Here is a 13,668-nt window from a genome sequence, read left to right on the forward strand (position 1 = left end):
ACGACGAAGCCCTGTCGTGGTCAATTAATCCGCCCCGAGAGTTCAGTTTTTCACGACCGCACAATCCCGTGCTCTGCTTGACACGGACCCGTTTGAAACGAATGGTCCGGCGGACGGGGCGTCGGTGGCGCGGGTCATCGACCGCGCCGGTCCACCCCGGTTTGCAGAGCGCGGCGGCCGCGATCGCGGCGCACCGTCCCGGCCACGCGCCCCGGCCTTTCGCCCCGGGCGAACCCTGACCGATTGTTCAGACGATTTCCTGTCACCCACGATTTTTCGGGACCTGACCTGTTCATGCCAGTCACCCAGCGCAGCGCCATCTTCATCGACGGCGCCAACCTCTACGCCACCACAAAGGCCCTCGGTTTCGACATCGACTACAAGAAGCTGCTCAAGGAATTTCAGTCGCGGGAGAACCTCCTGCGGGCATTCTACTACACGGCCATGATCGAGGATCAGGAATACTCCTCGATCCGGCCGCTGATCGACTGGCTCGACTACAACGGCTACCGCGTCGTGACCAAGCCCGTGAAGGAGTTCACGGACTCGATGGGGCGGCGGAAGTACAAGGGCAACATGGACATCGAGCTGGCGATCGACGCCCTCGAGCTCAGCCCGCACATCGACCACATGATCCTGTTCTCCGGCGACGGCGATTTCCGCTCGCTCGTCGAGGCGATGCAGCGGCGCGGCGTGAAGGTAACGGTGATCTCCACGATCCAGACCCAGCCGGCGATGATCTCCGACGAGCTGCGGCGGCAGGCCGACGAGTTCGTCGACCTCGCGAGCCTCGCGGGCCGGATCGGGCGCGAGCCCGGCGAGCGCCCGGCGCGGGCCTCCGGCGAGGCGCCGACCCGCTACCGCGGGGAGGGAAGGGCCAATCCGGGCCTGGAGAACCGCTACGGCATCCGCCAGCCGGAGGCCGAGGAGGAGTAGCGCCTCAGGCGCTGCCCCCGTCGAGCCAGTCGAGGACCTGCCGGGCGCTCCGGTCCGGCGGGAAGACCGGATAGAACAGCTCGCTCACGACGCCGTCGTCGATCACCAGGGTGAGGCGGCGCAGCAGCACCTGGCCGCCGGCCTCGAAGGTGGGCAGGCGCGCCGCCATCGCGAAGGCCCGGTGCGGATCGGCCAGCAGCGGGAAGGGCAGGCGCAGGCGCTCGGCCGCCTCCCGCTGGTAGGCGCTCGTCTGGGTCGAGAGGCCGAAGACCTGGGCGACGCCCCGGGCCGTCAGCGCGGCGTGGTGATCGCGGAAATCGCAGGCCTGCGGCGTGCAGCCCCGGGCGCCGGGAATGGCGTCCCAGTCGGGCGTCAGGCCCGGCTGGCCCGGCTCGCCGGTGCGCGGGTAGGCGTAGGCCACGGTGCGGCCCGGCAGCCGCGCCAGCGAGACCGTGCGGCCGTTGGTGGCGGTGAGCGCCACGTCGGGCAGGCGCATCCCGCGCAGGTGATCGGCCGCGCCGTCGTCGACGGGGACCGGCAGGTCGTCGGGCAGGGTATCGTGGGTGGAGGGCATGGGTCGCTCCGCAGGATCGCAGGCTCGGGACGCCGCACCGGCTAATCCGGGATCTTGTGACATCGCGCGGTCAGCGCAAGGCGAGCGCATCACGGCCTGCGCGCCCCCCCCCTGTCGGAACGATCGTCTTTGCGAGCGGAGCGAAGCAATCCAGCGGCACCACGCCCGCGGACGTCGCGCTGCCCTGGGTCGCTTCGCTGCGCTCGCGATGACGGCCCGGCCTCAGCCCCGGTCGCGCAGCAGCCGCGCCCGGTCGCGCTGCCAGTCGCGCTCCTTGACCGCCTCGCGCTTGTCGTGGGCCTGCTTGCCCTTGCCGAGGCCCAGCTCGACCTTCGCCCGCCCCTTGTCGTTGAAGTAGATCTTCAGCGGCACCACCGTGTAGCCCTGGCGCTGGGTGGCGCCGATCAGCTTGTTGATCTGGCGGCGGTGCAGCAGCAGGCGGCGCGGGCGCTTGGTGTCGTGGTTGAAGCGGTTCGCCTCCAGGTATTCCGGGATGTAGGCGTTGAACAGCATCAGGTCGTTGCCGGAGGGTCCGGCATAGGCCTCGCCGATCGTCGCCTTGCCGCCGCGCAGGGATTTCACCTCGGTGCCGGTCAGCGCGATGCCGGCCTCGAGCGTGTCCTCGATCGTGTAGTGATAGCGCGCGGCGCGGTTGTCGGCGACGATGCGCCGACTGGGCTCCGGTTTCGGGGCCATGATGCGTGACTTCCCTCAGTCGACCAGCAGGCCGGCGTGGCGCAGGGCGTCGTCGACGATGCGCTTGGTGGGCTCGGTCACCGGCACCAGCGGCAGGCGCAGCTCGTCGGTCATGTGGCCGAGCCGCGACAGCGCGTACTTCACCGGCGCCGGGTTGGCCTCGGCGAACAGGCCGGTCTGCAGGGGGAACAGCCTGTCCTGGAGGGTCAGCGCCCTGGCGTAGTCGCCCGCGAGCGTCGCCTCCTGGAGGTCGGCGCAGAGGCGCGGGGCGACGTTCGCCACCACCGAGATGCAGCCGTGGCCGCCGTGGGCGTTGTAGCCGAGCGCCGTCGCATCTTCGCCCGAAAGCTGGATGAAGCTCGCGCCCATGGCCTGACGCTGCTGGCTGACGCGATCGATCTTGGCGGTCGCGTCCTTCACGCCGGCGATGTTCTTCAGCTCGAAGAGCCGGGCCATCGTCTCGACGCTCATGTCGATGACGGAGCGCGGCGGGATGTTGTAGATGATGATCGGAATGCCGACCGCGTCGTTGACGGCCTTGAAGTGGGCGTAGAGGCCCGCCTGCGTCGGCTTGTTGTAGTACGGCGTCACCACGAGGACGGCGTCGGCGCCCGCGCGCTCGGCGTGCTGCGCCCGCTCGACTGCCTCGGCGGTGGAGTTGGAGCCCGCGCCCGCCACGACCGGCACGCGCCCGCCCGCCTCGTCGATGCAGGCCTCGACCACCCGGTCGTGCTCGGAATGGGTCAGGGTCGGGCTCTCGCCGGTGGTGCCGGTGGGCACGAGGCCGTGGCTGCCCTGCTCGATCTGCCAGCGCACGAACTTCCGAAAGGCGGCCTCGTCGAAGGCCCCGTCGCGGAAGGGCGTCACAAGCGCGGTGAGCGAGCCCCGCAGGCGGCTCCCGGTCATCTCGGTCATCTCAGGCGTCCCAAAGGGTCCCAGCTGGGATTTCGGCGGTCTCGGCGCCGCGCGTGGTCCGCATCGTACGGGCACGGACCGGCAGACATAGGCGGTCGCGTCACGGCGCGCAAACAGATCGTGGGGACGGTTAACGCGATCTTAATGGTCACGGCCCGATCCTCGACCTTTCCCGCTCCGGTGATCAGTAGGGGGGAATCGTGATCCGACCCGCGGCCTCGCATCCGGCCCCGAAGCGCACGTCCCTCACCGCCGCCGCGCTTGTCGCCACCGTCGGCGTGGCGCTCGCCGGCCCGGCCGGCCAAGCCGGCCAAGCCGGCATCGACGCGCCCACGACGCCGCCGGCCACGCAGCCCGCGCCGCCGGCGAGCGACGCCGCCCTCTCCACCGCCCAGGTCCGAGGCGCGCAGGCCGTGAAGGCCAGCGACCCTGTCGCGGCCGACGCCCTGAAGCTCGACCCGGTCCACGCCTCGAGCGGCGACGACAAGGGCGAGGAGCCCGCCCGGACGCTGCCGGCCGCGGCCTCGGCCTACGCCTCCGCGGACCCCGACGCCCCGGTGGCCTTCCCGCTGCCGGACGCCGCGGTCACCCCGGCGGCCCCGGTGCCCGAGGTGCCGGATCCCGCGCGCCCGAAGATCTCCGGCGACACCGACCCGACGCTGCTGCGCGGCGCCATCGACCTCTACCGCAAGGGCCGGGTCGCCGACGGCGACCGGATGCGCGACGGCTTCACCGACCCGGCCGCGAAGGCGCTTCTCGAGTGGGTGGCGATCCGCGCGGGCGCCGGGATCGGCTTCAACCGCACCGTGGCCTTCGTCCGGGCCAATCCGGACTGGCCGGCCGGTCCGCTGCTGCGCCGCCGGGCCGAGGGGGCGCTGCTCTCCGAGAAGAAGGCGCCCGCGACGGTCCGGGCCTACTTCGCCACGGCGAAGCCGGTGAGCGCGCCGGGCAAGTTCGCCTTGGCGCTGGCCCTGCGCGCCGACGGCTGCGACGCCGACGCCGCCGAGATGGTCCGAGACCTCTGGCGCACCGAGAGCTTCGGGCGGAGCCTGGAAGCGAAGGTGCTCGACGCCTTCCCGGACGCGCTGACCCGGGTCGACCACCGCTACCGGATGGAGCGGGCGCTCCTGAAGGACGACTGGGAGAGCGCCGGCCGGGCCGCCGGCTACGCGGGCGGCGCCTATGCCAGCCTCGTGCGCGCCCGCCGGGCCGTAGAGGACAAGTCCTCCGGCGCCGCTTCCGCGCTCGCCGCGGTGCCGCCGTCGCTGCGCGGGGACGCGTCCTACATCTTCTCCCGGGCGCAGTATCTCCGCCGGGCCGACAAGGCCGAAGCCGCCGCCGCCGTGCTCGCGACGGCGCCGAGCAACCCGGACGTGCTGGTCGACGGCGACGAGTGGTGGATCGAGCGCCGGATCGTGGCGCGCAAGCTCCTCGACCTCGGCGATGCCAAGACCGCCTACGCGGTGGCGAGCCAGCCGGCGGCGCGCTCGCCCGAGAAGCGCATCGAGGCCGAGTTCCACGCCGGCTGGATCGCGCTCCGCTTCGCCGGCGATCCCGCCGCCGCCGCGCAGCATTTCGCCCGGGTGGCGGCGATCGCCGAGAGCCCGATCTCGGTGGCGCGGGCCGCCTACTGGCAGGGACGGGCGGCCGAGGCGCTCGGCCAGTCGGAGGAGGCGAAGCGCTTCTACGAGCGCGCCGCCCTGCAGCCGATCGCCTATTACGGCCAGGTGGCCCGGGCCCGGCTCGGCCAGACCAGCCTGCCCCTGCGGGCGCCGGCCGACCTCGAGGGCGCGGAGCGCCAGGCCTTCGACGGGCGGCTCTCCATCCGCGCCCTGCGCCTGCTCGGCGAGGCCGGGATCAAGGAGCTGGCCCTGCCGCTCTACATCGACGCCGCCCGGGACCTCTCGGACCCGCGCGAGCTCCAGGCGCTCGGCGACCTCGCCACCGACATGAAGGACGCCCGCGCCCTGGTGGCGATCGGCAAGCTCGCGGTCCAGCGCGGCCTGCCGCTCGACGCCCACGCCTACCCGACGATCGGCATTCCCACCTACGAGACCTTCACGGCGGTCCCGCAGGTCGAGCGGGCCATGGTCTACGCCATCGCCCGCCAGGAGAGCCAGTTCGACCCGCGCGCCCAGTCGGGCGTCGGCGCCAGGGGGCTGATGCAGATGATGCCGGCCACCGCCCAGCGCACCGCCCGCCGGGTCTCGACCGCCTTCGACGTCGACCGCCTGACCAGCGACCCCGCCTACTGCGCGAGGCTCGGCCAAGCCCATCTCGGCGAGCTGATGGAGGATTGGCGCGGCTCCTACGTGCTCGCCTTCGCCTCCTACAACGCGGGCGGCGGCAACGTGAAGAAGTGGATCGACGCCTACGGCGACCCGCGCAAGGGCGACGTCGACGTGATCGACTGGGTGGAGCGCATCCCCTTCACGGAGACGCGCAACTACGTGCAGCGGGTCATGGAGAACCTGCAGGTCTACCGCTCGCGGCTCGACAGCCGCAGCGCCCTGCTGATCGAGGGCGACCTCCACCGCGGCGCGCGGTAGCGGGCTCCTCACCGTCTTTGCGAGCGGAGCGAAGCAGAGACGAAGTTCTCGATCTGCGGCCTGCCGCCGCGACGTAACCCACACCCCAGCTCCGCCGCGGCATAGCTTTTGGTTGTGCCCTCGCTGCCTCGCTCCCTAGAAGATGGGCCGGTCCGCATTGACCGGCTCCCGAGAGCCCGCGCTGCCGAGAGGTTTCCATGCTGCGTTCGAGATCGGGTTTCGCCCTCCTGCTGAGCACCGCGCTCGCGGCCGCCGCCCCGGCCCTGGCCCAGGAGGCCTCCACCGCCGAGCAGACGATCGACGTGATGAACACGCTGTTCGGCAAGCATCCGGGGGCGCGGGCCAACCACGCCAAGGGCGTGGTCGCCGAGGGCAGCTTCACCCCGTCGCCCGAGGCGGCGAAGATCAGCAAGGCCTCCCTGTTCCAGGGGCCGGCGGTGCCGGTGACGATCCGGTTCTCGGACGCCACCGGCGTCCCGACCATCCCGGACGGCGCGGCCGACGCCAACCCGCACGGCCTCGCTCTCAAGTTCAAGCTGAGCGACGGCTCCGAGATGGACGTCGTCACGAACTCGCTGAAGTACTTCCCGGTAGCCACGGGCGAGGAGTTCCGCGACCTCCTGAAGGCCGCCGCCGAGAGCGGCCCGAAGGCGGCCCATCCGACCGCGCTGGAGCGCTTCGCCGCCGCCCACCCGGCCGCCGCCACCGCGGGCGGGACCGCCAGGACCCCGTCGAGCCTCGCCCGGCAGACCTATAACGGCGTCAACGCCTTCATCCTGGTGGACGCGGCCGGCAAGCGGCAGCCGTTCCGGTTCCGCTTCGTGCCGGTGGAGGGCGAGGAGATCCTCCCGCCCGAAGAGGCTGCCAAGCGCGACCCGAACTTCCTGATGGCCGAGATCGGCCCGCGGGTCGCCAAGACTCCGGCGAGGTTCCGGATGCTGGCCCAGCTCGCCGAGCCGGGTGACCCGACCAACGACGCCACCAAGCCCTGGCCAGACGACCGGAAGACGGTCGATCTCGGCACCGTGACGGTGAGCAAGGTCGTGCCCGACAGCGCCGAGGCCGTGAAGGCGCTGCTGTTCATGCCGAACAACCTGACCGACGGGATCGAGGTCTCGGACGACCCGCTGATCGACGCCCGCGTCCAGGCCTACGCGGTCTCGTTCAGCCGCCGCTCGCAGTAGCGCGGTCCGGCCGGGCGGGATCTCCGGTTCGCGCCCTCATCCCGAGGTCCGGAGCGGATCAGCGGCCCGTCCCGGCCTTCGGGGCGGAGGGCGGCTTCGCGCCGCCCGGCTGCCCCTTGCTCTCGACCGGGCCCGTGCGGGCGCCGTCCCGGGTGGCGCCGGTGCCGCTGAGGCCGCCCGCGCCCATGCTGGTCGTGGGCGCGCCGGCATCCTTGCGTCCCTCGGCCTTGCCCTGGCCCTCGGCGTCAGCGGCCCCCGCCGCGCAGGTGAGCAGGGCGGCGAGCAGCGTCGTACGGGTCAGGATCCTCATGGGGCCTCCGCGGGTCCACCGCCGCCCGGGCGGGCTCTCCGGTCCAACCGGGCGCGCCCGGGAGCGTTCCCGTGAGGACGGGGCGTCACCCGGCGACGCGCAGGCCCGCGGCGGCGCGGCGGCCCCGCCGCTCGGCGGGATCCTGGAACACCCCCGACCACAGGCCGAGGCGGCGCCCCCAGGCCCGGTCCGCCGCGGGCGCGTAGTCCGGCGCGAGGTCCCGGTCGGGCAGGGCGAGGCCCTGCGCCACCATCCAGGCCCCGAGATCCGCCTCGCCGACCCGGCAGAGCGCCGCGCCCGCCTCGCCCCGCGGCTCGCAGGTGACGGCCGCCCCGCCGATCCGGTCGGCGAGCGCCCGGGCGGCGTCGCGGCCGCACGGGTAGGGCCGGTCCCGGGCGTCCGCGCAGGTCGCGTCGGCCTCCGGCGCGGCGATCCCGAACAGGCTGACCTGCCGCGCGCCGACGCGCAGCGTGCCGCCGTCGATCACCTGGGCGGGGCCGCGCAGGATCTCGCCGGCCCGGGCGGGGCCGTGCCAGCCGAGGCCGCCCGCCAGGAGCGCGGCGAGGAGCGGCAGGCGCGAGCGGCCGCCCCTGTCGTCCGGGCAGAGGAGGGTGCCGGCGAGGCCGGCCGCGCAGGCGAGGAGGATACCGACGTAGAGCGACATGGTCTCAGGTCTCCGGAAGGGCTATGGCGGCCCTTGTGCCGAAGCCCCGCCCCGCGACCCTGACGCCGGCTGTCAGCCTCCCGTCAGGCGGCGCGGCCTAGCCTGCGCCCGCATGAGCCCGTTCCCGCCCCGCCGCCTCGTTCTCGCCCTCGGCCTGCTGGCCGCCCTCGCGAGCGGGCCCCTGCACGCCTCCGAGGATGCCGACCGGGCCCGCCGGGCGCTGGAGAGCGGCGAGATCCGCCCCCTCGACGCGGTGCTGGCGGCGGCCCGGGCGGCGGTGCCGGGGGACGTCGTGTCGGTCGACCTCAAGCGCGATGACGGGCACTGGCTGTACAAGCTGCGCATCCTCGGGCCCGACGGGAAGCGCCGGACCGTGAAGGTCGATGCCGGCACGCTGAAGATCCTGGACGAGGACGACGATGATTGAGGAGGCCGGCCCGTGCGCGTCCTGATCGTCGAGGACGAGCCGCGCATCGCGGCGGACATCCGGCAGGGGCTGGAGAGGGCCGGCTACGTCGCCGACGTGGTGGCGGACGGCGAGGCGGCGTGGTTCCGCGCCGAGACCGAGACGTACGACGCCATGGTGCTGGATCTCGGCCTGCCGCGGCTCGACGGGCTCGGCGTGCTGCGCCGCCTGCGCGCCGCCGACATCGCCCTGCCGGTCCTGATCCTCACCGCCCGCGACGGCTGGCGCGAGCGCGTCGAGGGCATCGACGCCGGCGCCGACGACTACCTCGCCAAGCCGTTCCGGATGGAGGAGCTGGTCGCGCGGCTGCGGGCGATCCTGCGGCGCACCGCCGGCCACGCCGCGCCGGTGCTGCGCGCCGGCACGGTCGAGCTCGACACCCGCACCCGCGCGGTCAGCGTCGACGGCAGGCCCACGGAGCTGACCGCCCTGGAATACCGGCTGCTGGCCTTCCTGCTGCACCGGCCGGGGCAGGTCGTGCCGGCGGGCGAGCTGCTCGACCACCTCCACGGCCTCGGGACCGAGCGCGAGGCCAACGCCCTGGAGGCGCTCCTGACGCGCCTGCGCCGCAAGATCGGGCCGGGGGTGATCGAGACACGCCGCGGCCAGGGCTACCTGATCACCGGACCGGACGGGCCGTGAGGCGCGACTCCCTCCGCCTGCGGCTCGGCCTCGCGGCGGCCGCGCTGATCGCGCTGGCGCTGGTGCTCGCCGGGATCGGCCTCACGGTGATCCTCGACCGGGTGCTCGACGCCCGCACCGTCGCGGATCTGGACCGGACCGCCAAGCTCATCGCCGGCCGGGTGGGCCTCGCGCCGGACGGGACGCCGACCCTGTCCCGGGACCTGCCGGACCCGCGCTTCGCCACGCCCTACGGCGGCCTGTACTGGCAGGTCGAGGCGGGATCGCGCGCGCTGCGCTCGCGCTCCCTCTGGGACAGGAGCCTCGACCTGGGACCGGCCGGGGCGGCCGCGCAGGCCCCCGCCACCCTCGACACGACCGGGCCCGACGGCGGCCGGCTCATCGCGGTGGTGCGGCCGCTGCAGATCGGCGCGCCGGGCGCCGAGACCGCGCTGCGGGTCGCGGTGGCGGAGGACCGGCGCGGCCTCGCGGCGAGCCGGACCACGTTCCTGCGCCTGCTCGTCCCGGCGCTCGTCGCCCTGTTCGTCGTCCTGACCCTGGCGATGGGCCTGTTCGTGCACCGGGCGCTCGGCCCGTTCCGGGTGCTGCAGGCGGAGCTCCTGGCGGTCCATGCCGGGCGGCGGGCGCGGCTTCCGGAGCAGTTCCCCGACGAGGTCCGGCCGCTGGTCACCGATCTCAACCGGCTGCTCGACGCGCAGGAGCGCGCCCTGGTCCGCGCCCGCGACGCCGCCGCCGACATGGCCCACGGCCTCAAGACGCCGCTGGCGGTGCTGGACGCGCTGGCGCGCCGGACCGGGCCGGCCGACCCGGCGCTGGCGGCCGAGATCGCCGAGCAGGCGCGGGCCATGGGCGGGCAGGTGGAGCGGGCGCTGGCCCGGGCGCGGGTCGCGGCCGCGGGCGACCTGCGACGGCGGTCCTGCCCGGTCGCCCCGGTGGCGGAGCGCCTCGTCGCGACCCTGCGGCGGCTGCCGGAGGGCGGGTCCCTCGACTGGGCCGTGGCGGTGCCCGGGACCCTCGCCTATCCGGGCGAGGAGGGCGAGCTGATGGAGGTGCTGGGCAACCTCCTCGACAATGCCCGGAAGTGGGCGCACCGGCGGGTCCGGATCACCGGGACGGAAGCCGGGACGGACGCCAGCCAGCCGGGTCTCGCCGTCGAGGATGACGGCCCCGGCATGAGCGCCGCGGCCATCGCGGGGATCGGGCGCGGCCAGCGCTGGGACGAGAGCCGGCCGGGCACCGGCTTCGGCATCGCCATCGCCCGCGACGTCGCCGAGGCCGCCGGCGCCCGGCTCGATTTCGGCCGCTCGGCGCTGGGCGGCCTGCGGGCGGAGCTGCGCTGGCCGGGCGGGTAGGGCGAGCCAGGCGCCTCCCAATTCGCGCCCTCATCCTGAGGTGCCGGCTGAGGTGCCGGAGCGAAGCGCAGGCCTCGAAGGCGGGCTCCAGGGATCGCGCGGCCGGCTGGAACCCTCCTTCGAGCCCCGCTTCGCGGTCACCTCAGGATGAGGGGATGGCTGGGAGGACCCGGTGTGCGCGTCGGGAACCACACGCTCACCGCCCCGGCTTCGCACCCGCGCCAGCCCGGCTCAGCCGCATCAGCCGCGCGCTCAGGGCGCGGGCGCAGGCCGCGGTGCCGCGGCCCTCGGTGGCGATCGTCAGGTCCGGCCTCTCCGGCGCCTCGTAGGGCGCCGAGATGCCGGTGAAGCCCGGGATGCGGCCGGCGCGGGCCAGCCGGTAGAGTCCCTTCGGGTCCCGGGCCTCGCACAGGCCCAGCGGCGTGTCGACGAACACCTCCAGGAACGGGATGTCGCCGGCGATCCGGCGCGCCAGCGCCCGGTCGGCCCGGTAGGGCGAGATCAGCGAGACGATCACCACCGTCCCTGCCTCGGCCATCAGCCGCGCCACCTCGGCGGTGCGCCGGACGTTCTCGGCGCGGTCCTCCGGCGAGAAGGCGAGGTCGGCGTTGAGCCCGTGGCGCAGGTTGTCGCCGTCGAGGACCGCGCTGTGCCGGCCGCCCGCGACCAGGGTCCGGTCGGCCTCCGCCGCCAGCGTCGACTTCCCCGCCCCCGACAGGCCGGTCAGCCACGCGATCACCGGCACCTGGCCGAGGCGCGCCCAGCGCGCCTCCCGCGCCTGGAGGGGGTGCCAGGTCACGGGGCCCGGAGGGAGGCCGGCCGGAACCGTATGCGGGATCTTCTGCACGACGCACATATCCACCGCCTGGTCCACCGCCTGGTCACACGCCTGGGGCGGCGTCCGCGGGGGCGGCCGCCGGTTCTCGGACATCGACACGCGCGGGCCCCTACGGCACGCGCCAGACCGGGTAGCCGACGGCCTCGCCGAGGCGCTCCCGGCACTCCTCCAGGATATGGGCCGTCCGCCGCCGCCACGCGGGCGGGGACCGGAAGGCGGCCCGCGCCGCCGCCGCCCGCACCAGCGCCTCGACCGCGGCCTCCGTCTCGGGCGCGACCGGCCCGGCGGCGAGCTCGTTCGGCGGGGCGGCGGGCGCGGCCGCGATCACCGCGTCCCAGCTCTGCCCCCAGCAGGCGGCGGCGAAGCGCGCGTTCCCGGCCGCGTAGCGCGCCGCGACGCGGGCCAGCCCCTCCGGGGCGTCGCCGCGGAACCGCTCCGCGTCGAGCCCCCGCGCCCAGGCCCAGTCGTCGAGGACGTGGCCGAGCAGCCGGCGATGCCCGGTCACCTGACGGTGCACGCCGAGCCGGTACAGGCGGCGCGACGCCTCGACCGCGACCGGCCCGGAACTCCGGTTGGTGCGGTAGGCGAGGTCGGCCGGGCCGAGGAGCGGCGCGAGGCGCTCGCCCAGCCCGAGCCCGTCGACCAGCCGCGCCAGCAGCGGCGCGTCGGACCGCCGGTCGCGGTACGGCAGGGCGGTGACGCGCCCCGCGGCGGCGCGGCGCCAGGGCTCGAGCCGGTCCGCGTAGTCGTAGCGCCGGGACCCGCCCTCGGAACGCAGGAAGCCGCGGAACGTGCGGCCCTCGGCGACGACCTGCGCCCGCAGGGCGTAGGCCGAGGCCAGCTGCTCGGCCTGCGGCTTGACCACGAGCGCCGCCTCCAGGGCGAAGCCGCGGCGCGCGAACAGGTCGGACAGGATCTCGGGAACGCGCCAGAACGGGCGCTGGACGGAGAAGTCCTCGTAGGAGAGCAGGACCGTGTCGGCCGGCGTGGCGGCCAGGATCGCGTCGAGCCGCGCGAGGGCCTCCCGGCGCTCCGCGGCGCCGCGGCGCCGGTCCAGCGCCTGGCCGAGCCGGTAGTGGTTGACGTCGTCGCTGCCGGGGGCGCCCGGCGGGGCGAGGTTCGGGTAGCAGATCCCGGCCGCGGCGAGGCGGGGGCGCAGGCGGGCCAGCACCTCCTGGAACGCGGTGGAGCCGGTTCGGGGCATCCCGATGTGAACGATCGCGCGGCGCACGTGTCCTGTCGACCCTGCTGGAATTCGCGGTTGCGGCAAGTCTTCCGCGCAGCCGGGCACAGTCCACGACCCCTCGTGGACCCGCACGTCTCGGGATGAACGCCGGACGAATCCGTAATCACGGTCCGATCACGGGAACGCGACCAGAAATAGCCAAGCTCCGTTTCTGCTCTATTTCAGACGGATTGCGGAATCGCCGGGCCGGGGCGCCGCGGGTGCGCCCGGGAGAGACAGCGCCGCGCGGCGACCCTCGAGCGCCGGACAACAGCGGCGCGATGCCGGGGCCGCTTCCGATCGTGTTGCAACGGTTGGGAAGGACGACGACCCCGGTCGAGACATCCGCGCCCCGCCCCCTCTCCCGTGCGGGAGAGGGTTGGGGTGAGGGACAAGACGCTTCGAGGTCGAGCGAGCCATCACGGCGCGACGGGGGTGTGCCTCGTCCGGACGGAGCTGATCCCTCACCCTGTCCCTCTCCCGCACGGGAGAGGGGACCCGCGCCTCGTCCGGCACGGGCTCGACGCGCCACCGCCTCGCCTTGCTCGGGAGCGGCGCTAGGGCCCGGCATCCTCGCGCCGGAGCAGGAACACGCCCTGCGCGCCGAACAGGTTCCAGACCCACCAGGGCATGGAGAACCGCATCGGCCGGCCGCGGGCGTCCAGCGCCGTGGCGTGCTCGATCCGCGCGCCGATCAGGCGGCAGAGACCGACGAAGTCGCGGATCGTGCAGTGGTGGATGTTGGGCGTCTCCCACCACGCGTCCGGCATGATCTCGGTGACCGGCATCCGCCCGCGGAAGGCCAGCTCGGAGCGCACCCGCCAGTGCCCGAAATTCGGGAACGAGATGATCACCTGCCGGCCGATGCGCAGCAGGTGCTCCAGCACCACCCGGGGATTGCGGGTCGCCTGGATGGTCTGGGACAGGACCACGACGTCGAAGGCGCCGTCCGGGTAGTTGGCGAGGTCGGTGTCGGCGTCGCCCTGGATCACCGACAGGCCCCGGGCGAGGCAGGCGTTCACGCCCTCGCGGGACAGCTCGATCCCGCGCCCGTCGATGCCGCGGCGGTCGCGCAGCAGCGCCAGCAGCGAGCCGTCGCCGCAGCCGATGTCGAGCACCCGGGCGCCGGCCGGGACGAGGCCGAGCACGACGAGGTGGTCGACGCGGGCGCCGCCGCCCTCGGCCGCGTGGGGCAGGGCGTCCGCGCCCTCCCAGGGGGCGCCGTGGCGGACCTTGCCCGAGGCGATCTTACCCAAAGAGATCTTGCCCAGGGGCAGCTTGCCGAAGGTCATCTTGCCGGGCCCGCCGCTCGCCATC

The 13,668-nt window shown here is 74.3% G+C and carries 14 protein-coding genes; 6 read left to right on the forward strand and 8 right to left on the reverse strand.

Going from position 1 to position 13,668, the window contains the following annotated elements; translation table 11 throughout:
• Nucleotides 1–294 precede the first annotated feature (294 nt).
• On the forward strand, nt 295–936 hold the full coding sequence (locus ACX9MN_RS15655; protein WP_020095206.1) for a LabA-like NYN domain-containing protein: 642 nt from the start codon (nt 295–297) through the stop codon (nt 934–936).
• Between the two features lie 4 nt (nt 937–940).
• Here ACX9MN_RS15655 and ACX9MN_RS15660 read toward each other — a convergent pair whose 3' ends face one another.
• From ACX9MN_RS15660 to dapA, 3 genes are all read right to left on the reverse strand, one after another.
• Complete coding sequence (locus ACX9MN_RS15660; RefSeq protein ID WP_020095207.1) at nt 941–1,510, reverse strand: peroxiredoxin; 570 nt, start codon at nt 1,508–1,510, stop codon at nt 941–943.
• A 222-nt stretch (nt 1,511–1,732) separates the two neighbouring features.
• Complete coding sequence (smpB, locus tag ACX9MN_RS15665; protein WP_020095208.1) at nt 1,733–2,206, reverse strand: SsrA-binding protein SmpB; 474 nt, start codon at nt 2,204–2,206, stop codon at nt 1,733–1,735.
• Nucleotides 2,207–2,221: 15 nt separating this feature from the next.
• Nucleotides 2,222–3,121, reverse strand: a complete 900-nt coding sequence (gene dapA / locus ACX9MN_RS15670) for a 4-hydroxy-tetrahydrodipicolinate synthase (RefSeq protein WP_331316547.1) — start codon at nt 3,119–3,121, stop codon at nt 2,222–2,224.
• A 200-nt stretch (nt 3,122–3,321) separates the two neighbouring features.
• Between dapA and ACX9MN_RS15675 the strand changes: the two genes are divergently transcribed.
• Together ACX9MN_RS15675 and ACX9MN_RS15680 are read left to right on the forward strand one after the other, a co-directional pair.
• Complete coding sequence (locus ACX9MN_RS15675; protein WP_489724871.1) at nt 3,322–5,670, forward strand: transglycosylase SLT domain-containing protein; 2,349 nt, start codon at nt 3,322–3,324, stop codon at nt 5,668–5,670.
• 197 nt (nt 5,671–5,867) lie between these two features.
• Nucleotides 5,868–6,854 (forward strand): catalase family peroxidase, encoded by a 987-nt coding sequence (locus ACX9MN_RS15680; RefSeq protein ID WP_489724872.1) that lies wholly within the window; start codon nt 5,868–5,870, stop codon nt 6,852–6,854.
• A gap of 58 nt (nt 6,855–6,912) precedes the next feature.
• On the opposite strand, the gene ACX9MN_RS15685 is transcribed toward ACX9MN_RS15680, so the two are convergent.
• Both ACX9MN_RS15685 and ACX9MN_RS15690 read right to left on the reverse strand, forming a co-directional pair.
• Nucleotides 6,913–7,164 carry a hypothetical protein gene (locus ACX9MN_RS15685; RefSeq protein ID WP_489724873.1) on the reverse strand — a complete coding sequence of 84 codons (252 nt, stop codon included), beginning with the start codon at nt 7,162–7,164 and terminating at the stop codon, nt 6,913–6,915.
• An 85-nt stretch (nt 7,165–7,249) separates the two neighbouring features.
• On the reverse strand, nt 7,250–7,828 hold the full coding sequence (locus tag ACX9MN_RS15690) for a thermonuclease family protein (RefSeq protein ID WP_489724874.1): 579 nt from the start codon (nt 7,826–7,828) through the stop codon (nt 7,250–7,252).
• A 112-nt stretch (nt 7,829–7,940) separates the two neighbouring features.
• Here ACX9MN_RS15690 and ACX9MN_RS15695 point away from each other — a divergent pair, with 112 nt between their 5' ends.
• The 3 genes from ACX9MN_RS15695 to ACX9MN_RS15705 are packed head-to-tail and all read left to right on the forward strand — an operon-like array spanning nt 7,941 to nt 10,288.
• On the forward strand, nt 7,941–8,255 hold the full coding sequence (locus ACX9MN_RS15695) for a PepSY domain-containing protein (RefSeq protein WP_489724875.1): 315 nt from the start codon (nt 7,941–7,943) through the stop codon (nt 8,253–8,255).
• 12 nt (nt 8,256–8,267) lie between these two features.
• On the forward strand, nt 8,268–8,936 hold the full coding sequence (locus tag ACX9MN_RS15700; protein ID WP_489724876.1) for a response regulator transcription factor: 669 nt from the start codon (nt 8,268–8,270) through the stop codon (nt 8,934–8,936).
• On the forward strand, nt 8,933–10,288 hold the full coding sequence (locus tag ACX9MN_RS15705; protein WP_489724877.1) for an ATP-binding protein: 1,356 nt from the start codon (nt 8,933–8,935) through the stop codon (nt 10,286–10,288). The genes ACX9MN_RS15700 and ACX9MN_RS15705 overlap by 4 nt, the downstream gene beginning before the upstream one ends.
• Before the next feature lie 196 nt (nt 10,289–10,484).
• On the opposite strand, the gene cysC is transcribed toward ACX9MN_RS15705, so the two are convergent.
• The 3 genes from cysC to metW all read right to left on the reverse strand — a co-directional run bounded on the left by cysC (nt 10,485) and on the right by metW (nt 13,667).
• Nucleotides 10,485–11,144 carry an adenylyl-sulfate kinase gene (gene cysC / locus ACX9MN_RS15710; protein ID WP_489725231.1) on the reverse strand — a complete coding sequence of 220 codons (660 nt, stop codon included), beginning with the start codon at nt 11,142–11,144 and terminating at the stop codon, nt 10,485–10,487.
• A 91-nt stretch (nt 11,145–11,235) separates the two neighbouring features.
• Entirely contained in the window at nt 11,236–12,357 is a 1,122-nt protein-coding gene (locus ACX9MN_RS15715) for a hypothetical protein (protein ID WP_165923119.1), read from the reverse strand.
• Between the two features lie 551 nt (nt 12,358–12,908).
• Nucleotides 12,909–13,667 carry a methionine biosynthesis protein MetW gene (metW, locus tag ACX9MN_RS15720; protein ID WP_244527037.1) on the reverse strand — a complete coding sequence of 253 codons (759 nt, stop codon included), beginning with the start codon at nt 13,665–13,667 and terminating at the stop codon, nt 12,909–12,911.
• Nucleotide 13,668 lies beyond the last annotated feature (1 nt).

Source organism: Methylobacterium sp. 1A (genome assembly GCF_058072805.1).